Source organism: Pseudomonas sp. R3-18-08 (assembly GCF_003852065.1).
Classification (GTDB): Bacteria; Pseudomonadota; Gammaproteobacteria; order Pseudomonadales; family Pseudomonadaceae; genus Aquipseudomonas.
In genome coordinates this window covers 411032-430968 of sequence record NZ_CP027729.1, presented here as the reverse complement: position 1 = coordinate 430968, position 19937 = coordinate 411032, and the positions used below count along the sequence as shown (strand labels likewise).

The 19937-nt window shown below is 59.1% G+C and carries 18 protein-coding genes and 1 tRNA gene; 9 read left to right on the top strand and 10 right to left on the bottom strand.

The window, feature by feature from the left end; translation table 11 throughout:
* Positions 1-127: 127 nt before the first annotated feature.
* Both C4J92_RS01920 and C4J92_RS01915 read right to left on the bottom strand, forming a co-directional pair.
* Positions 128-1735: a hypothetical protein gene (locus C4J92_RS01920; RefSeq protein WP_124402786.1), complete on the bottom strand. Its 1608-nt coding sequence runs from the start codon at positions 1733-1735 to the stop codon at positions 128-130.
* A gap of 86 nt (positions 1736-1821) precedes the next feature.
* Entirely contained in the window at positions 1822-2787 is a 966-nt protein-coding gene (locus C4J92_RS01915; protein ID WP_124402785.1) for an arsenic resistance protein, read from the bottom strand.
* Positions 2788-2927: 140 nt separating this feature from the next.
* Here C4J92_RS01915 and C4J92_RS01910 point away from each other — a divergent pair, with 140 nt between their 5' ends.
* Complete coding sequence (locus C4J92_RS01910) at positions 2928-3341, top strand: hypothetical protein (RefSeq protein WP_057725477.1); 414 nt, start codon at positions 2928-2930, stop codon at positions 3339-3341.
* A gap of 118 nt (positions 3342-3459) precedes the next feature.
* Here the strand turns inward: C4J92_RS01910 and gabP are convergent, their stop codons facing one another.
* Positions 3460-4851: a GABA permease gene (gene gabP, locus C4J92_RS01905; protein ID WP_124402784.1), complete on the bottom strand. Its 1392-nt coding sequence runs from the start codon at positions 4849-4851 to the stop codon at positions 3460-3462.
* A 554-nt stretch (positions 4852-5405) separates the two neighbouring features.
* Here gabP and C4J92_RS01900 point away from each other — a divergent pair.
* The 5 genes from C4J92_RS01900 to C4J92_RS01880 all read left to right on the top strand — a co-directional run bounded on the left by C4J92_RS01900 (position 5406) and on the right by C4J92_RS01880 (position 9611).
* A complete protein-coding gene (locus tag C4J92_RS01900) occupies positions 5406-6179 on the top strand; it encodes an ABC transporter ATP-binding protein (RefSeq protein WP_124365477.1) in 774 nt (257 codons plus the stop codon).
* Between the two features lie 13 nt (positions 6180-6192).
* Complete coding sequence (locus C4J92_RS01895; protein WP_057725474.1) at positions 6193-6945, top strand: ABC transporter substrate-binding protein; 753 nt, start codon at positions 6193-6195, stop codon at positions 6943-6945.
* 74 nt (positions 6946-7019) lie between these two features.
* Positions 7020-7715 (top strand): ABC transporter permease, encoded by a 696-nt coding sequence (locus tag C4J92_RS01890; RefSeq protein WP_065883173.1) that lies wholly within the window; start codon positions 7020-7022, stop codon positions 7713-7715.
* Positions 7716-7753: 38 nt separating this feature from the next.
* Positions 7754-8443, top strand: a complete 690-nt coding sequence (locus tag C4J92_RS01885) for an ABC transporter permease (RefSeq protein WP_124365093.1) — start codon at positions 7754-7756, stop codon at positions 8441-8443.
* Positions 8424-9611, top strand: a complete 1188-nt coding sequence (locus C4J92_RS01880; protein WP_124402783.1) for a methyltransferase — start codon at positions 8424-8426, stop codon at positions 9609-9611. The genes C4J92_RS01885 and C4J92_RS01880 overlap by 20 nt, the downstream gene beginning before the upstream one ends.
* Before the next feature lie 241 nt (positions 9612-9852).
* Here the strand turns inward: C4J92_RS01880 and bcsQ are convergent, their stop codons facing one another.
* The gene (gene bcsQ / locus C4J92_RS01875; RefSeq protein ID WP_124402782.1) at positions 9853-10752 is read right to left on the bottom strand and encodes a cellulose biosynthesis protein BcsQ; all 900 of its coding nucleotides are present in this window, start codon (positions 10750-10752) and stop codon (positions 9853-9855) included.
* A 328-nt stretch (positions 10753-11080) separates the two neighbouring features.
* Between bcsQ and C4J92_RS01870 the strand changes: the two genes are divergently transcribed.
* The 3 genes from C4J92_RS01870 (at position 11081) to C4J92_RS27105 (ending at position 12802) form a co-directional block, all read left to right on the top strand.
* Positions 11081-11156: transfer RNA gene (locus C4J92_RS01870), tRNA-Thr, on the top strand.
* Positions 11157-12252: 1096 nt separating this feature from the next.
* A complete protein-coding gene (locus C4J92_RS01865; RefSeq protein WP_256657446.1) occupies positions 12253-12492 on the top strand; it encodes a hypothetical protein in 240 nt (79 codons plus the stop codon).
* 13 nt (positions 12493-12505) lie between these two features.
* On the top strand, positions 12506-12802 hold the full coding sequence (locus C4J92_RS27105; RefSeq protein ID WP_124402781.1) for a hypothetical protein: 297 nt from the start codon (positions 12506-12508) through the stop codon (positions 12800-12802).
* 734 nt (positions 12803-13536) lie between these two features.
* Here the strand turns inward: C4J92_RS27105 and C4J92_RS01855 are convergent.
* From C4J92_RS01855 to C4J92_RS01830, 6 genes are read right to left on the bottom strand one after another with little or no spacing between them, the layout of a single operon-like run.
* Positions 13537-14508, bottom strand: coding sequence for a hypothetical protein (locus C4J92_RS01855; RefSeq protein ID WP_124402780.1), 972 nt, complete (start codon positions 14506-14508; stop codon positions 13537-13539).
* Positions 14481-15185 (bottom strand): hypothetical protein, encoded by a 705-nt coding sequence (locus C4J92_RS01850; protein WP_124402779.1) that lies wholly within the window; start codon positions 15183-15185, stop codon positions 14481-14483. Before C4J92_RS01850 ends, C4J92_RS01855 begins: the two co-directional genes overlap by 28 nt.
* Positions 15182-15733, bottom strand: coding sequence for a DNA-binding protein (locus C4J92_RS01845; RefSeq protein ID WP_124366068.1), 552 nt, complete (start codon positions 15731-15733; stop codon positions 15182-15184). Before C4J92_RS01845 ends, C4J92_RS01850 begins: the two co-directional genes overlap by 4 nt.
* Entirely contained in the window at positions 15730-16653 is a 924-nt protein-coding gene (locus C4J92_RS01840; RefSeq protein WP_124405756.1) for a hypothetical protein, read from the bottom strand. Before C4J92_RS01840 ends, C4J92_RS01845 begins: the two co-directional genes overlap by 4 nt.
* A 1-nt stretch (position 16654) precedes the next feature.
* The gene (locus tag C4J92_RS01835) at positions 16655-17293 is read right to left on the bottom strand and encodes a hypothetical protein (protein WP_124402778.1); all 639 of its coding nucleotides are present in this window, start codon (positions 17291-17293) and stop codon (positions 16655-16657) included.
* A gap of 2 nt (positions 17294-17295) precedes the next feature.
* On the bottom strand, positions 17296-19932 hold the full coding sequence (locus tag C4J92_RS01830) for a phage tail protein (RefSeq protein ID WP_124402777.1): 2637 nt from the start codon (positions 19930-19932) through the stop codon (positions 17296-17298).
* Positions 19933-19937: the final 5 nt, after the last annotated feature.

Genomic DNA, 19937 nt, shown 5'->3' with positions numbered 1-19937 from the left:
CCTGCGATTTGATGGTGGCCGGAATTCTTCTCAGACGCCTTTCACTTATCTGAGCGCTGTTTTTGAGATAGTGCAGGCCCTCATGAGGCCTTGAGCACTTGGATAATCCCTATGCTTGAAGAGCTTCTTATCTGAGCAAAAACACCATCAACGGATTGTCATTCAACCGCCCCTGAAAGCTCGGCGCCAATGGCTCCACGGGCGAGCCCTTCAACAGCGCCGTGTCCTTGCGCGGCACAATCACCCAGGATGGCCGGGGTAACGTAGCGAGCTTCTCAAGCTCGTTACGCCCGACGAACAGCGGCTGCTCATCGTGATCCAGGTTCATCATGTAGCGCACCGCCCAGGTGTCCCGGGCCAGGTCGACAAATACCAGAGGCCCCGGCTGCGCATCCCGCAATGCCTCTACCTGGCTGACAAACTGGCGGGTATCAAACTGAAGGTCCTTGGCCGGCTCGATGACACTCACCAGCAACAACCACTGGGCCGCCAGGGCGATTGCGCTGAGCCACACCAAACGTGTGGCCCGGTACCACGCAAACATCGCCGCCACCTGCAGAAGCACCAGCACGCCGATCAATAGCGGCATGGACACGTCGGGCCAGTAACCCTGCTTGTGCCAGGCATGCCGACACACAAACAGCACCACCACGCACAGCGCCGGCAGCGCTACAACGAGCCCTTCGTAACCGCGACGCACGCCAACGAGCCAGCCTTGCGCCTGGAGCAGCCCATAAGCCGCGACGGCGGCAAACATCGGCACCATGGGCAGAATGTAATAAGCACGCTTGAAATGCGGCACGGACAGGCCGAGCAGAATCATCAGGCCGCACGCGCCGAGCCGTATCAATAACTGCACATCCTCGTTGGCCCAGCGTTGCGCCCAACGATGACGCAGCGCAATCAAGGTAGCCAGCGCCAATGGCACCACCGGGAAGTAGCGGTACAGACTCAGCTGGAAGTAGAAGTAAAACGGCTCGCCGGACTCATCGAGGCGCCCGCCGACCTGCATCTTGAACACCTCATCGGCAAAGGCATCGCCACCACTGATGCGCGCGAGCTTCATCAACAGCCACCAGCACGCCGCCAGCAACACCAACCCGACAACGCCGTGAATCAACACCTGCCTGACCCGCTCCCCCGGCCAACCCAGCGCCGAGTACACGCAGGCGACGCCACACACCTCGATCAACCCCAGCGGCCCACGAATCGCAAAGGCCAGGATAAACAGAGGAAACACCGCAAGCTGCCTGCACCGCGAGCCCAGGCGCTCACCACTGTGCAGCAGGTAGAAAGTGCCGATGCACAACAGCGCGATCATCTGGTCCAGGCACACCGAGCGCGACTTTTCGAGCAACTGGGTGGTGAGCAATGTCAGCAGCACCGTCAGGAATGCCCAGGGCCGGCTGGACGGCGCGAGCAGGCGATAGATCAAGGCAATCACCCCGGCCGAAGCCAGCGCGGTGGGCAGCACATTCGCCAGATGGTTCGGCGCGTCGAACAACCGGGCGAAGACGTAGCTGAAGAAGGTCGCGGTGCCGGGGTAATCGGCGTACGGCTGGCCGTAGGTGGTGGGGAAAAGACTCGCGCCGTGGCGAAACATTTCCTGCAGGAACAGCGCCCAACGTCCGTCAAAGCCCTGGGGCTGCTGGTCCCAGATACCCCAGGTGAACAGCAATAAGGCGATCAGAAAGATGCCCAGTGACTCCAGGCGAAAGCGGTTGCGATGATCCATCGGGTGACCTGTCAGGTGGGAAGCGCGGGCTTATGGTGCCGACCGCCTCCCTGAATAGCGCCTGAACAAACCTGATTATTCACGCGTCAGCGGCTGGCGGGCCACACCAGGGCCGGGATCAGGCGGATATAGATCAACTGCGCGACCAGCTCGACCAGGGTCTGCAGGATCACCGCCGTCGCGGCCAACCCGCGCAGGCCTTCAGGCAACGCCAGCGCCAGGGGCAGCACCACCAGCGAATTGCGGGTGGATGCACTGAACGTCACCGCCCGCGCCGAGGCCGCCGGCAGCGCAAACAGCCGCGCGGCCAACATTCCCATCAGCGGCGCCAGCAGCACGAAGCCTGCGTAGACCGCGAGCACTGGCAGCAGCACGCCGATGTCACGAATCACTGATGTGATTTGCGAGCCAATCACCACAAATAGCACAAGCGCCATCGCCGGCACCGGCAGCCAGGCCCAGGCGCTGTTCCACCGGCCGATCAGCATTGATCGCCGGGCGAAGAACAGGGTCAATGTGGCCAGCAACATCGGCGCCACGATCAACCCCAGGAACGCTTGGATAAACGGCCCGACCGCGATCACCACCTCGGATTGCGTGCCCAGCATCAAACCCAGGTACACCGGCAGCAAGGCCAACTGCATCAGCAGCAGTAACGGCGTGGCCGCCAGTACCAACCGCGAGTCACCTTTGCCGAGGTGAGTAAACACCACCACGTAATCGATACACGGCGTGAGCAACACCAGCAACGCGCCCACCAACAGCGCAGGGTGCCCCAACAGGCCACGGGTCAGCGCCCATACCAGCAAAGGCACCAGGATGAAATTGGCCAGCAGCAACGCCGCCATGAAGCGCTTGCTGCCCCAACCGCGGCGCAGCTCCAGGAAAGGAATCTGCAGGAACATCGCATACATCAATACCGCGATGGCCGGCGTGATCAGCACGCTGAGGCCCTGAGCGAATGATGGTGCGAATACGCCACACAGAGCGGCCAGCAGGATGGCGCCAAAGTAGACGGGAATCTGGTTGTGCTCGAGGGTGTCGCGGGTCATGAAGACGCTCTGGCAGGTTGCAAAGGCCAAGCCTATTCATCTATTGCCTGGCGGTCGAGTTGGATGAGCGACCGAACCTTCTTGGGATTTCTCCCAACCTGCGCTTCAATACCTGCCCCAAACCCAAGGACGTTACGCCCATGGCCTCGCCAAACAAGCAGCAAAAACGCGCCCAGCGGGCAAAAACCAAGGCCAAGCAAAACCGCACCCAGCGTGCCGTCGCGACCAAGCCGGACGCGTTCGCAGGCGACGACAGCCGTATCGACCTTGAGTCGGTGGACTTGACCGAGCTGTTCGTGGAAATGCGTACGGCGGGCGAAATCAGCCAGCAGGCGCTGTGTGCGGTATTCCTGGCGCACCCGCTGCTGGCGCTGGTGCTGGAGCAGGAAGGCGAAGAGGAGGCGACCGACTTTATCCTGGCCGCGCTGATTGAATATCGGCAATGGGCCACTGACAGCGATGATGAAGCGGCTGCATTGGCGTGGATCGAATCGCCGCAGTTCCAGGCGGACTATGTAGCAGCGTCCCAGGCCCTGACGAATTCAGCAGACTGACACATACAAAATGTGGGAGGGGGCTTGCTCCCGATGGCAGTGTGTCAGTCACTTATTTGTTAACTGACCCACCGCCATCGGGAGCAAGCCCCCTCCCACATTTTTGATCTACATTTCGTCAGTTCAGTACGGCAGCGCCCATTCTCTGGGCCTTGCGACGACTCGCAACAAACAGCCCCGCCAACACCACCAGCAAGCTCAGGATCCCTGTCGCGATGATCTCAACGCGGTGCGCTTCCTGGAACAGCATGATGGTCAGCGTGCCCACGATAAAGACCATCACCGCGTAGGTCAGGCCCGGGAACAGCCACATCTTGAACACAATCTTCTCACCCGCTGCCGTACGCTTCTGACGCATGCGCAGTTGCGACACGGCAATCACCAGATACACCAGCAAGGCAATGGCGCCCGAACTGGCCAGCAGGAATTCGAACACCGCCGCCGGCGCCACATAGTTGGCAAACACCGCCAGGAACGCAGCGCCCGTGGACAGCAACACGGCCCAGTAAGGCGTGCCGCTTTTATTGGTGCGTTTGGCCACAGCCGGGGCGTCGCCACGACGGCCCAGGGAGAACAGCATGCGCGAGGCGGTGTACAGCGCCGAGTTGAGGCAACTGGTCACGGCAACCAACACCACCAGGTCGACGATCAGCTTGGCATTCGGGATGCCCATGCGCTCGAGCACGGTCTGGTAGGAACCCACCGCGGCCAGCGTCGGATCATTCCAAGGCACCAGGGACACGACGATGAAGATCGACAAGAGGTAGAACAAACCAATCCGCCAGATCACCGAGTTGGTGGCCTTGGTGATTTGCTGGCCGGGGTTCTTCGATTCTGCGGCGGCGATGGTCACGATCTCAGTGCCCATGAACGAGAACATGGTGGTCAGGATCGCCGCCAGCACCGCGCCCATGCCGTTCGGCATAAAGCCCTGGGTGTCGAACAGGTGCGATACACCGCTGACCTGGCTGGTGGGTAAAAAGCCGAAAATCGCCGCCAGGCCAAGGATGACAAAGCCCACGATCGCCACGACCTTGATCAGCGCGAACCAGAACTCGAACTCACCGTAGTTCTTCACGCTGAACAAATTGGTCGCCGTCAGCAGCAAGGTGATGATCAGGGTGAAGGCCCAAATGGCTACGCCCGGGAACCAGGCATGCAGAATGGTCGCGGCCGCGTTGGCTTCCAACGGAATCACCAGCACCCAGAACCACCAGTACAGCCAGCCGATGGTAAACCCGGCCCAGTGGCCGATCGCACGGTCGGCGTAAGTAGAGAACGAACCGGTGTCCGGTGAGGCAACGGCCATTTCGGCCAACATGCGCATCACCAGTACCACCAGCGTACCCGCAGCGGCATATGCCAGCAGTACGGCAGGGCCGGCGGCAGCAATCGCATGGCCGGAGCCCACAAATAAACCGGCACCAATCACCCCGGCAATCGAGAGCATGGTCACATGACGCGGTTTAAGCCCCTGTTCGAGGTCATTGCAGCTTTGCGTACTACTCATTGACACACCTTTGGGAGGAATTGCGAAAACGGTTCGCCCGGCCCGCAGTCTTTCTCGTGAAAAGAAACCAACAGGGCGTTCTTTATTTTTTACGCAAGTTTTGCGCCAAAATATTACAAAGCCTGGATTGACGCGGGCTGTAGGACAATTCCTCAGTCGTCGCAAGTCATTGAGAACAATGGCATTTCGCTATAGCGTTACCGAGCGACCCACTTTCACCGCGCATGAGCGCACCAAAAACACACACAAAAAGCAGGCGGCGCTCTATAAAGGGGCCGATATGCACCGTTTACCCGGTTAACCCTTCCAACACCCGGCCAAAGCTGGCACCATCGCGCCCTTTTTTACGCGAAGCCTGTGGATTGGCCAGGTCCGAACGTCTGTTAGTTGTTGATGGCGCGACACGCTGCTGCGCCGATGCGACACCCTGCCGCAGACCACCTGTTAACCGTCCGCAGCGCTGTTGGCTGTCATCCAAACGCTATGCTAGCTTGGCGCCTCGCCAGGAAGGCGGCCCAACAGCAGGAATGCAATGCACACAATGAGGACCGCACATGGCCGAGGCCGCGCCCGCGCTTGAAATCCGCAACTTGCACAAACGCTACGGTGAGCTGGAGGTACTCAAAGGTATCTCGCTGACCGCTCGCGACGGCGATGTGATCTCGATCCTGGGTTCCTCCGGCTCCGGCAAGTCCACCTTCCTGCGCTGCATCAACCTGCTGGAAAACCCGCATCAGGGCCAGATCCTGGTGGCCGGCGAGGAACTCAAGCTCAAGGCCGCAAAAAACGGCGAGTTGATGGCCGCCGACGGTAAGCAGATCAACCGCCTGCGCAGCGAAATCGGTTTTGTGTTTCAAAACTTTAACCTGTGGCCGCACATGAGCATCCTCGACAACATCATCGAGGCCCCTCGCCGCGTGCTCGGCCAGAGCAAGGCCGAGGCGATAGAAGTGGCCGAGGCCCTGCTGGCCAAGGTCGGCATCGCCGACAAGCGCCACGCCTACCCGGCGCAACTGTCCGGCGGCCAGCAACAACGCGCAGCGATTGCGCGTACGTTGGCGATGCAGCCCAAGGTCATTCTGTTCGATGAGCCGACGTCGGCGCTTGACCCGGAAATGGTCCAGGAAGTACTTAATGTGATCCGCGCGCTGGCCGAAGAAGGCCGCACCATGCTGCTGGTCACTCACGAAATGGGCTTCGCCCGCCAAGTGTCCAGCGAGGTGGTGTTCCTGCACCAGGGCCTGGTCGAAGAGCAAGGATCGCCACAGCAGGTGTTCGACAACCCGCTTTCGGCGCGCTGCAAACAATTCATGTCCAGCAACCGCTAACGGAGCAACATGCATGCAGACCTATAAAAAATTCCTTCTGGCCGCGGCCGTCTCGATGGCGTTCAGCGCCACGGCCATGGCAGAAACCTTGAAAATGGGGATCGAGGCGGCCTACCCGCCCTTCAACAATAAGGACGCCAGCGGCAATGTCGTCGGTTTCGACAAAGACATCGGCGACGCCCTGTGCGCCAAGATGAAAGTCGAGAAGTGCGAAGTGTATGTGTCCGACTGGGACGGCATCATCCCGGCCCTGAACGCCAAGAAGTTCGACTTCCTGGTGTCCTCGCTGTCGATCACCGATGAGCGCAAGCAGGCTGTCGACTTCACCGACCCGTACTACTCCAACAAGCTGCAGTTCATCGCGCCAAAAGCCACCGCCGACTTCAAGCCCGACGCCGCCTACCTCAAGGGCAAGGTGATCGGTGCACAGCGTGCGACCCTGGCTGGCACCTACCTGGAAGACAAGCTGCCGGACACCGAGGCCAAACTGTATGACACCCAGGAAAACGCCTACCTCGACCTGACTTCCGGCCGCCTGGACGGCATCCTGGCCGACAAGTACGTGCAGTACGAATGGCTCAAGAGCAAAGACGGTTCGGCCTATGAATTCAAGGGCGACCCGGTTGTAGAGAGCGACAAGATCGGTATCGCCGTGCGCAAGGGCGACCCGCTGCGCGAGCGCCTGAACAAAGCCCTGGCAGAGATCAAGGCAGACGGCACCTACAAGAAGATCAACGACAAGTACTTCCCGTTCAGCATCGAATGATCTGAACGGCCTGACCGGCGCGCTCATCCGAGCGCGCCGGCTTCCAGCAATGCCTGCCGCGATATGAAAACACCATGAATTTCGACCTCTACGGATTCGGCCCGGCCCTTGCCGCCGGCGCGCTGATGACCGTCAAACTGGCGCTCACGGCCCTGTGCCTGGGGCTGGTGCTCGGCCTGGCCGGCGCCTTGGCCAAGACCTCACCGTACAAGCCGTTGCAATGGCTGGGCGGTGCTTATTCGACCATCGTTCGCGGTATTCCCGAGTTGCTGTGGGTGCTGCTGATTTATTTCGGCACGGTCAACCTGATGCGTGCCCTGGGGGAATTCTTCGGTAACCCCGACCTGTCCCTGAGTGCCTTTGCCGCCGGCGTCATCGCTCTGGGCCTGTGCTTTGGCGCCTACGCCACGGAAGTGTTTCGCGGTGCGATCCTCGCCATTCCCAAGGGCCACCGTGAAGCCGGTGTGGCGTTGGGGCTGTCGAAATTTCGGATTTTCACGCGGCTGATCATGCCGCAGATGTGGCGCATCGCCCTGCCGGGCCTGGGCAATCTGTTCATGATCCTGATGAAAGACACTGCGCTGGTATCGGTGATCGGCCTGGAAGAAATCATGCGCCACGCGCAGATCGGCGTGACCGTGACCAAGCAGCCGTTCACCTTCTTCATGGTCGCCGCCTTCATGTACCTGGGCCTGACCGTGCTCGCCATGACCAGCATGCACTTCCTGGAAAAACGCGCCGCCCGCGGCTTTGCAAGGAGCGCCCAATGAGCGCTGATTACAGCTGGCTGTCGCATTTCGACCTGGGCCTGAACTGGGCCGTGATCATCAAGTGGCTGCCTAAATTGGCCCAGGGCGCGACGCTGACCCTGGAGCTGGTGGCAATCGCCGTGATTGCCGGCCTGCTGCTGGCGATCCCATTGGGCATCGCTCGCTCATCACGCCGCTGGTACGTGAGCGCCCTGCCCTATGCCTACATTTTCTTCTTCCGTGGCACGCCGTTGTTGGTGCAGTTGTTTTTGGTCTACTACGGCCTGGCGCAATTCGACAGCGTGCGTGGCAGCTTCATGTGGCCCTACCTGCGCGATCCGTTCTGGTGCGCCACCGCCACCATGACCCTGCACACTGCTGCCTATATCGCTGAAATCCTGCGCGGCGCGATCCAGGCCATTCCCCCGGGCGAGATCGAAGCAGCTCGCGCCCTGGGCATGTCCAGGCCCAAGACACTGTTCTACATCATCCTGCCCCGCGCCTCGCGCATCGGTCTACCGGCCTACAGCAACGAAGTGATCCTGATGCTCAAGGCCAGCGCCCTGGCCAGTACCGTGACCTTGCTGGAACTGACCGGCATGGCCCGGACCATCATTGCCCGTACCTACCTGCCGGTGGAGATCTTCTTCGCGGCCGGGCTGTTCTACCTGGTGATGGCCTACGTGCTGGTGCGCGGTTTTAAACTGCTGGAAAAATGGCTGCGCGTCGATGCATGCCAAGGACGTTGAGGCACGCTTCCAGGCACTGGATGCGTTTCTGATCGAGCACCAAGGGCTGTGGCGACCACGGCCCTTTACCCAGCTTCGATTGGCCTGGGAAACCGAACATCCCGCGCTAGCACAGTGGCTACGCCGACGCTCGCTGGACGACGCCGAAGCCAGCCACAATCACCCCCACGACCTGCCGGCGCCCGCGCCTTTTCCACAGTTGGCCGCACAGGCGCTGCGCCTCAGCGCCGTGGATAAATTGCCGACACACGCGCTTGCACCCGCTCGCCATCGCCTGGATGTCGACGTTCCGGGGCGCAAGTGGCAACAGATCGAAGCCTTCGGCGCCGCCCTGAATTTTGCCGCAGAGCCCCACCACTGGCTGGACTGGTGCGCCGGTAAAGGCCATCTCGGCCGCCGCCTGCTGCAACCTGGCCAACAGCTGACCTGCCTGGAATATGACCCGGCCCTGATTGCCTCCGGCACAGCCTTGAGTGATCACCACGGCTTGCGCGCTACCCATCGCCTGCAAGACGTGATGGCGGATGTGGCGATCAGCCCCGAGCACACACCCGTCGGCCTGCATGCATGCGGCGACCTGCATGTGCGCATGCTGCAACTGGCCAGCGCAGCCGGCTGCAAGCAACTGGCGCTGGCGCCGTGCTGCTATAACCGCATCGGCGCCGACCACTATCAAGCGCTGTCCGCCACCGGGCGCGCGTCAGCATTGCACTTGTCGATCGACGATCTGGGCCTGCCGCTGAGCGAAACCGTCACTGCCGGCAACCGCGTACGCCAGCAACGCGATACCTCCATGGCCCGGCGCCTGGGCTTCGACCGGCTGCAACGGCAACTACGCGGCTGCGACGACTACCTGCCCACGCCATCCCTGCCCACGAAGTGGCTGGATAAATCCTTCGCTGACTATTGCCGGGAGCTGGCACGCCTGAAGGATTTATCCACCGGTGACCAGGATTGGGAGGCGCTGGAAGCGCACGGCTGGCACCGGCTGGCCGAGGTACGAAACCTGGAGCTGGTCCGAGGCCTGTTTCGCCGCCCGCTGGAAATGTGGCTGGTGCTGGATCGCGCGTTATTCCTGATGGAGCACGGCTACAACGTCGAGCTCGGCAGCTTCTGTGAATACACCCTCACCCCACGCAACCTGATGGTGCTAGCCGAGCGCGATTAAAGGGCAAAACTTCTTACCGCGCCCTGTGGATAACTCTGTTGATGAATTCTTTACCAAAGCTGTAGCCATCAGCGCTACAGCCCAAAAGCAGCGCTGGTCATTTTTTGTTCACACAATAAAACGCACGCAAAACAGGCAGTTGCAGCGTATTGAGAACGGCTCCACAAAATGGCCGTTCAGTAATCCCCGTTACCAACCGATTGTGCATAAGCATCTGGCGTAAACCGTATAAACCGCGCTTTCACGCGGTTTTCCTCGGCGCCTTCAGCAGCAGGCACAACGCACTGATATCGTCACTGGCGAGCCGCTTGGTCACGTTATCCAACGGGTCGGCCGCGAAGGCCAAGGCCTCGTTGATCGCCATGTCGCGATGCACCTCCAGCAGGTCTGTGCCAAGCCGATGTTTGAATGCCTCAACCATGTCCAGGCTAAAGGCATTGCTTTCGTCCACCTGATTGACCACTACGTGCACAGCCGGTGGGCACTGGCCCTCAAGGTACGGGGCGAGCAGCGTGTCCAGATGATCCAGCGTACCAAGGCACGCAGCGTCAGGCTGCACAATAAGCAGCACCACATCGGCCACGTTCAGCGCCTGATGGAAATAGACGTTATTGCCGGCCGGGGTATCGATAATTACCGTCTGCCGCTCGCTCAAGCCCAGCGACGCGAGACGCTGCGCCAACCAATCGGGCTCATGCTTGAGCCAACGCTCCAGATTCTCCTGCTGCTGAATATCGACATCGCCAAACGTGATCACTTGGCAACCGGCAAACCCCAACTGCTGCAGCGGCCCCCACTGCCCATGCTCCAGACTGGTGCGCCCGATCCCGGGCAACATGGAACTGACGCCAAAGTGGTGGTGCAAGGCATTCTGCGGGTCCAGGTCCAACGCCACCACCGACTCACCGTGGCGCTGCAAACCACTGCTCAACGCCGTAACCAGCGTGCTGCGCCCGACACCGCCATTGATCGACACCAGCGCCACTATTTTTGGACGCAGCAAAGGGGTAACCAGCGGTTGGAGATATTGAAGGGGTTGTTCAGGGACACTGCCGAAAAAGTGCATTCGCGCATTGATGCCATCGGCGTCATGGGCGACATCCTTGCCGAACAACGCCAGGATTTCTCTGCTAAGGCTCATAACCTGCTCCTCACGACGCAGCGTTAAGACGTGAAGCTCGGCAAGCGCGGGTACTTACCGCAGGTCTTATTATAGGCGTCCTTGTTTGGGCATTCTGTGACAACGGGTAGGGCGTGTCATTATTTTGATGTTTTTGTTTTGTGCTTTCTGGATGAACGGTAAAAAGTCAATTTAATGGCTTTTTTCTGAGCACTGTCTGCGCAGGTTTTCATGCAGTGACATTGGGCAAAAAACACGGCGACTGCAAAAAACCGCAGCGTTTGCAAAAATAGTCAGAATTCAGGGGTTTACAGAACCTTTTCAATCGCTATAATCGTCGCCCTAACACGCCGGTATAGCTCAGTTGGTAGAGCAACTGACTTGTAATCAGTAGGTCCCGGGTTCGACTCCTGGTGCCGGCACCATATAAATCAAGGGCTTGCAGTGATGCAGGCCCTTGTTTTTTGCGCTAGACGTAACAAGCGACGTAATAAGCCACCCCCCACGGCCTTTCTGGCCTGGCTCCCACTTGTCGGTTCGCCTCAGCGGCAACACGTCGTCGCACACAGCAGCGCGCCACTGATGACGGGGGCGATGCTAGGACGGAGTTTCTAAAATGTGTGGGGGCTTGCAAAAAGAGTGATAAAGGTAATATCGCTCTCCGAATCAAGCTGAAAGCCACGCATTACAAGGCTTTGAGCGGTATTAGGGAAAAGTGATATTTAAGTGATATAGAAGTAATTGTATTACTCTTTCATAAGGTGATATTCCGAAGGAACGAAACCCAATGAAACCGGGGGTTTGGCCAAAATATTACTTTTCATATCACTTCATATCACTTCTCGATGTGATATCAGAACCCCAGTAAAACCGTGGCCTCCAGCCCAGTTTCTATCCGATATTGCCTTTATCACTCTTTTTGAAATGCCCACCCTATAGCTGAGAATCGCTATCATCTTGCCAGCATTTTCTCGCAGGTATGGCGCACATCCAGTAACCGCCGATCCGCGTCCAACGCAGTGCGCTCAATTGAAATGGCCCAGAATGGCTGCAGCCCTCGCAAAACAAGGGCTGTATCGGAATTTACCTTTCCGCGCTCATAGGTAGTTGTCACCTGAAAAAGACCGCTCACATTTTCGAAAAGTACCGAATTCAAACGTTTTCAAAATTTGCCCCCAATGAAACCGGGGCCTTCAGACCTGCCCTGTTCGTGACAGCCTGCTGCACCGCTGTGCAACTGCACTGCACTTCTCTTCCAAACTTTGCAATCTGTGAAACTGCCGATCGCCTGCAGAGCGCCACGGCCCGCCTGGGCTGCCGGTTCGTTTGCACTACATCCGTGTTTGCACAAAAAAACGACGTATACCCCGTCGGCGGGAGGGGGATAAGTGCTTTTTCATCCGTTTTTTTCTTCGCCGCGTAACTTCCGCACTTCATCCCTGCCCTTCGTCGGATCCACAGGCTGATGATCAAACGAAACCATATACTGTCTGCATATACAGTATTGTTTCGGATGTACCTATGACCATTGGCAACCTCTCCAAAGCGTGGACCGTCGAGACATGGATGTTATTCCTGCGGGATCAGTCAGCACTGCTCCAACATCCAGGTGCGCACCATAAAACCCTCTTGCTGCAGGCGCACGAGCTGTACAGAGCGCAGGTGATTGAGCGAGACGACCTATGCGATCTACTTGAGCTAGCCGACAGTGCTTTGGCTTATGCGGTAGAAATGCTTCTTGAAGAGTCAGGCAACGTTTGATCGGGAGCTGTCTATGCATATGCTGGTCACACCGATGCGGTGCAAGGGCGTGCCGCTGACCCCTCAAGAAAGGCGCCGTTACCCGGCCATAGCGGGAGACGTGCGCGTTAATGCGGGGATCTCCGACGAGTTAGGACGCAACTCTAATATAGCCATACTGCACAAAGGGATGCCGCTTGAGCCCAGCCCTCTGCCCCAGCTATTGGACGCGACGCTGTCGGGGATGGCTCCCTCGGGGTTTGTGCTGAACGGTATTGAATACATTGATGGATGCGCCTATGCGCAGTCCTGGTGGTGCAGGCTTGGGTAAGCAAGGCAGATAAAAGAACAGAGACCGGAGTCTCTGTTCTGTACAGCCTTACACCTGTTGAAGGATTTTGAACCAGCGGTAAGCCCAGTAGGCCGTCTGCAAAATTCGTATCACCTCTTCAGGAAGATAGCGCGCAATGAAGTTTTTCATTGTCGTAACTCCGAGAACTATGAGCCACACCACTTAGGCGTGGAGCGTCACGCAGTTGATCATACGGACCAACTTCAACCTCACTCACTCAACCATAATCGTTATTAACGGCGGTAAATATAGGATCAATTATCCTGATTAACGACATAACTAACGACATAACTAACGATTGTTTTCGTAGTGAATGAGCTTGACGGTGCCTGCCGTGGGCCATAGGCTTTGAGTTCTCACGTTCAAAGCTGTACCACGAAACTGTTCCACCAGCGCTTAGGTGAAGAAGTTATCACAAATTTCTTCTGAGAAAACTAGCACCAGTGCCCCTTCGAGGGCATCAAAAGGCCCGCTCCCACGCGGGCCTCGCCGTTTCATGATCAGAAGCTATCTGTCCTTATCCGTCCTTCCTCGCTAACTGCCGGGGTTTCTAAAGGTCGTTGATCAAAAACGAGGCAGAGCTATTCAACAGTTGGTTGACAACAAATAAAGAATTCCACAACAGGTCTTTCAGACGAACGGCATACAATCACTTCCGAAATCGGTAATACGTTCCACCTATTCCCACTCTCCACCTATTAACAGCCTATGACTTATAAAGTGATTGGCTTTAACAGACCTTTCAACTGCAACACTTCGGCGGCCTTGCCAGTAAAAACGGCGGCATTACCAGGTACTGGTGTCGGACCATGTGTATGGCTGGCTAGTTGGACATTCATCTGCTGGACCAAGTCGAGCAAATCACACAGCACCTGCAGCACGTTCACCCCTTCAGATCCGACCCATGTCTTGGGCGCTACAAGCCGCTGGCTGACCGCTGCCACGCTCTGGCGCAGACCCTGAATCCTTTCCTCCATATCACCACCCACCGTGGAGTTATGCTTCTGCCCTACCACCATGTTCAAGTCACGTCCGGTCGCTTGGTGCAAATCATCCACCGCCGCCAGGCTCGCAGATCCACCCGACAACAGCTTGAGCGCGCCCAGCGCCTCGATCGTCTTGATTCCACCCACTGACTCGGTGGAATGGTCATCCACCGTCCTGGTGTGATTCTGGAACGTCTCCTTATTTCCCATCGCCTCCACTTCTCGCTCGATCGCCTTATCCCGGATCTTGCCGTCAGTCTGGCGCAGCCAGTTGCCGTCCGCGTCGACACGCTGCTGACAGGCCTCGCTGTGCTGCCACACCTGGTCGCCCTTCGGCACGCTGGGCATGCTCAGGCCATGGGGCAGGATGGTTTGGATATAAGGCTTATGCGGCAATCCATAGGCAAAGCACACCACAACCTGGGTGCCCTCTTCCGGGAAGGCATAGATGCCCATCTCTTCGCCACCGGTGGGCAGCGGCAGGGGCACGCCAGCCAGGATCGGCAGCTTGGTGTCTGGCTCGCCGTCAGGCCCCATGACCTCGATGTCGACCGCATAGCGCGGCCGGAAGTCGTCACAGATCCCGGCGCCGGCCGGGGCGTCGGCCACGGCGACAACCCTGGCAAAGCGAGGCAGGTGATAGCCACCGGTGAGTTCAGGAAATTGTCGTTCTACGCTGCGGCGGATTGCGTCGTCCATCGGATGGCCATCTGGTTGTCGATGAGCGCCACACTGGTGATGCGCTCGCCGTGGTTGATCGTTGCACCTGGTCGCAACCCGGGAAGGGCTGCGATCATCGCGCTTTGGTTGCCCTGGTAGTCATCGAACAGCTCCACCGGCAGCTGCAGCGGCGAGCGAACGCCAAAGAAGCTGTCGGCCCAACTGCCCACGAACACCTCCCCATCACCCTGCTGTTGCCAGATGAAGTCGGGGATATTGAAAACCCGGGCCAGGCTGTCCATGGCTTGGTAACCAGCGGCCAGGCTGTAGAAGAAAGGCGCCTTGACGCCGGCATACGGCCGATCCGGAACGCGAAAGCGCAACCCGGTGTGCTGGCTGATGTCGACCAGGACGGCGCGCAGGTCGACGTGACGCAAGTTCAGCGGCAGCGGGTTGGCCAGGATCGCGGCCAGCTCGCGGCAGAACAGCACCTGCTGGGAGCTGCTGGCCGTGGTGGAGCGTTCGACGTAGCCAATGAAGTGTCGCTGCAGCGTGTTGCCGTTGTAGCCGATATCGAGCGTCACCAGCCCCTTGACCGAGCCTTTGGCTTGAATGGTAAATGTCGCCCGGCCGGGGCTTTTCGCGTCCAGCCGGACTTCGTTTTTGATCAGGACGTAAGGCACGCCGTTGATGGCCAACTCCTTGTGCAGCTTCATGTGTTAGCCCCGCCCAGCCAGCCATCCACTTTTTTCAACGTGGCTTCAAAACCGGTCAGTTCCTCCGGTCCGTTGCTGGAGTCGCCACCGGTGCCGCCGGCGCCACCCACTGCCCCGCCCGGGCCGGACTGCGCGGTGACCGCGTTGCCCGATCGCCGGCCTTCGACTTTTTCCGGGTTCGACAGTTTTTCAGTCAGGGTGAACTGGATCAGCCAGGCGCGTAGGTTGTCGTCTTCCCGGGCGCTCACGCCTTCGGTGAAGGTCACCTGACGCATGCCAAACGCGGCGGCGGTGTCGTTGACGATGCGGTAGGTCTTGAGCTGGCCACCGCCTTCGGTCGCTTCCACCAGGCGCATCAGGTCACGCAGTTGCACCTGATCAACAAAAGGAATCATCAGGCTGACGGTCAGGGTCTTGGGCTTGAACCCCTTGTGGCCCTTGTCGGTGTTGCTGGTCTGGCCTGACAGATCGTCGCTTTCGATGCGCAGGTTGCCCGTGACCTTGAGGTTTTTCCCGCGCACCTCTTGCCCATCCAGTAGGAGCGTCATAGGCCCACCAACTCACGAACGAAGCTCAAACCCTTCTCAGAACCCACCAGCAAGACACCGGCGCACAGCACCCACTCATGCCCTGGGGCGTCGCCCGCCAATAGCGCCTGGCGCAGCTCGGTGGCATTGCCTGGGCCGATCAGGCGAGCGCGCATGCTGCTGTCAGGGTTACCACCGGCGAGCAAGGCTTTCAGATCGGCCAGTTGCTGGTCACGGCCCTGCTGTTGAGCCGCCTTGCGGCTGGCCAACGCGGCAAGGTCGCCCATGGGCGAGCTGTCGGCCGCGTAGCTCTCCAGGACGGCGAGCTGGCCAGACATAGATTGCTGCGCGGCCTTGACCACGGTGCAACGCTCCAGAGGCAACGACTGCCAACGCGGCAAGGTGCCGGCGGCGGGAATCTCCCACTTTTCCGTTTCCAGCTTGGAAAGGTGCCGTGCGCGGCGCTCGGTTCGCACCAGGTCGGGCATCGGCAACAGCGCATTGAAGCGCGCCAGGCTCGCGGCCAACTGATCAAAGCGTGTGGCCAGGAACATCACGCACAGGGCGAACTGGGGACCATCGGGCCGGCCGGTGTCGCTCACGTCCACCAGTTTGCCGGCCAGCTGCTGCAGCAAGTTTGGCGCAGACAGGAAACGCTGGTAACCGCGGCCCTGCCCAATGCCACTTTGAAAAGGCGTCACCACCAAGCACGCCGGGGCCTCTCCCATCTGACCAGCGAGTGCCCCACGGCCTGCAGCGATCGCACCCTGGGCGGCACCACCCACCGGCCCGGGGCTGGTAGTAGCCTTGCCGTCGAGGTCCGCTAGGCGCTTGGCCGTGTTGGCCAGCTCGCCGCCGGCCAAGCCCTGAGCGGCTAACAGCTGGCCCATCCATTCGGTGGCTTGGGCAGGCCAGCGCATCGTCACTGGCGACCAGGTCATGTCAGGCATTTGGCAGCACCAGGGCAGGCAGTTCAGCCACCAGCTCGGCGCCGGTCGGGGTCTTGCGCTTACCCTGCTCGATCGCCGCCAATTGATCGTAGCAATAGGCCCAGCACAACGAGCGCCAGGTACGAAACGCCACGCCGTCCGCTTGGAACTTGAGAACCGCCGGTTCATCCGCGTAACTGATCGCGTCCTTCAAGTCGGTATATCCGGCCGTCTTGGCAGTTTGATCCAGGAACAGTTGTACGCTTGTCACAAGTCCCGCTTTTACCTGTTCCCAGGTCAGTGGTGGCGGGTCCAGGGCGACCGGTCGGCCTTTGACGGCTTGAATGACTTTACCCTGCGCTTGGGCGGCAAATAGAGCCTGGTATTCAGCCTGGGTGATCTCCAGCAACTGCGCAGCTGGCGGCAGGTTACAGCCAGCATTCGGGACTTCTATCAAAGGTGGTTTGGCCTTGGGGTCTTTAACCTTGATCATCGGAGCTTTATCCGTTGAGCCCTCTGGTGCCATCCAGTCAGGATCCGGCACGCTGATCATGGGGTGTTTCCACTTCGGATCAGCGATAAGGGCGGTGCGCTCCCCATGGGCGCGGGTGTCGTAGAAGCCAGCTGTTGCGGCGTGAAAATAGATGCTCATGATTAGTAGCCAGTGGCCTCCCAGTAGATTTCATCGGGCGAGTTGAAAGGACCGGATATCACCGAGAACTGAGAGTTGCTGACGATCAGGGTGTTGGTACCGGTGGAAGTATCGGAATAAAAGACACTGGTCCTGGATGCGACCAATGACGCGCAACGATTTGGGAACGCGATGGGAAAACTGCGGTGGGTCACAGTGTCTGAGGCACCCAGTGTGAAGCCCCACTGTTTAATCAATCCGGTTTGCGCGCATTTCCACCAGCCGCTTGGTCCCAGTGACGCTGTGTTTTTCAATACCGCGCCGGGTACATCAGGTGTCGCCTGCGGCAAGTTAGTGAGCCCCGCTGCGCTACCGAAATAGGCACCTGCCACCGACAGGTTGCCGCCCTCAGTCAGGGTCATGGCGTTGTTGGTTAAACCAACATGAGTCACCACTTGTGCAGGTGTACTGGCTCCGCCGCCGGCGTAGGCTTCCATCGAAGCCAAATGCCGCTCATTCCACTTGGTAGCTCGCCAAACCATGTACGCGTAGCTATTGATGGAACAATCCACCTGCACCGCTGGCGACCTGCTGCGCCAATCTACAAACCCACCACCCAGTTGCGGAAAATCAAACCGTGCAGTGCCCGTCAGCGTGCCGCCTGCCAGCGGCACTTTAGAACCGTCGGCGATCGCAATGTTTTGGCTGCCATCAAACTCCACGCCATTGATCAGTCGGGGGGTGGCCAGTTTGGAAGCGCTGCCCGCATTGCCAGACACTGCAATGTTGTAGGTGCCTGACAGACGCGCAGCCGGAACGGTGCCCAGGGCAAGCGCACCGGCGTTTAAGCCGCCCAGCGATCCACCGTCGCCGATGTACGAGCCCTTGATGGTGAGAGAGCCAGAACCATCAAAGGTAAATGCATTGTTGGCCCAACCTACATGCATCACCACGGTGGGCTGAGATGTTGAAGAACCACCGGCGTAGACCTCCATGGCCGCCAGGTGGCGGTCACCCCAGCACGTGCCCCGCCATACTTGGTAGGCCGCAGTGTTGGTGGGGCACGTAATCTGCAAAGCCGCGCTGCGCTCCTTCCAATCCACAAAGGAACCCGCCATGGCTGGGAAGTCAGCATAGAGCGAGCCGCTCAGTGTCCCGCCAGTCAGCGGTAGCTTTCCGTCGTCGGTGATTTGAATATCTTTTGAGCCGTCGAACAGCGTGTTGTTGATGCGCCGAGCAGATTCAAACCGGCTCGCCGTCTTGGCATTACCGGTCACGCTGACGTCATATGTGCCAGTTAGGCGGCCCTTGGGTACCGTCCCGGTCGTAATCTCGCTCGCATTCAAACTCTGCAGCAACGCCCCGCTGCCCTTGTAGCGGCCGAGTATCGCCAGATCACCGCTACCTTCGAACGTGAAGGCATTAAGTTTTGGATGGACATGTAGCACCACCGAGGGGATGGAATCTTTGTCGCCTCCGGAGTAAACATCCATCGCTGCTAGATCACGTTCCTCCCAGTTGGTGCCTTTCCAGATGGAATAGGCATATTGATTGACTGGGCAATCAATCTGCAGGGCCGGGGTTCTTTTCCACCAATCGACAAAGCCGCCACCCATTGCAGGGAAGTCAGCGCGGATGCCCCCAGCCATCGTGCCACCGGTGAGGGGCAACTTTGTGTTGTCCTCTACCGTCACGTCCGCCGAACCGTCAAACGCCACGCCGTTGATCTTGCGAGGATTGCTCAACTTGTCTGCATTGCCCGAACGCAGTTGCGGGTAATGACCGACCTGAGCGGCGAAATGGTCAACCAGCGGCCCATCTATTTCGGCAACTTTGCGTAGATCGGTGACCAGCCCAGAGCTTGCAATATGCCCCAACTGAATGCAGTAATTGCGCGTTCCAGCGGCGTCCGTGTAGTCGACCTGGTTAGGATCAAAAACCACTTTCCAGCTTGCCACCACATCGTTAAGTTCCCGGCGCAACGACACGTGCAGCCACACCGGCGCTGGAGCGCTGGCCGGTGCGATCTGATAAGCACTCGTCAGCTCCAAGCGGATGCCTTCGATGTAGGCTAGTCCTGGTCTGAGCTGATACCAGGTCCCGACCTTCTCCACCAGCCAGCCGCTGCGGTAGAAGCACGCACGGCCAAACACGTCACGATTGCTCAACCGCTCGCGCTCATCAATTCCCTTGAGGCGCACGGTGAAGTCGTGCTGCCAGGTGCTGGCATCGATCGTGATACCGGTCAGCGCCTGGGCACCGTCGAACACCACCAGGATGTTGCGGGTGACGTTGTTGCCGATCTGCTGCGGCGGAATATTCTTGCGTTTCTGCTGCAGCGGGACATAGGCCACGGCCAAGAGGACATTCTCGGCAGTTTCCAGGCCGATCCAGTTCCAGTCAAAGTCCCCGATCTCGCTGCCCAGCATCGAGCTGTAGACCACCTGGTTCGGGTTTACGAAGCCGATGTTCTGTTGCGGAATCGTGTAGGTGTGGACGATCTGCGCCGCCGGCGGCTTTGGCGCGGCACGATTGACCGGGCCGTTCGGGTCCAGTCCGGGCACGTTGGCGAAGACAAAGCGCACGACATCGAGGCGCTGTTGTGCGCCCAGTTTTTGGGCGATCAGGCTTTCGCCTGCAAGGGTAATACTGGCTCCCACAAGAG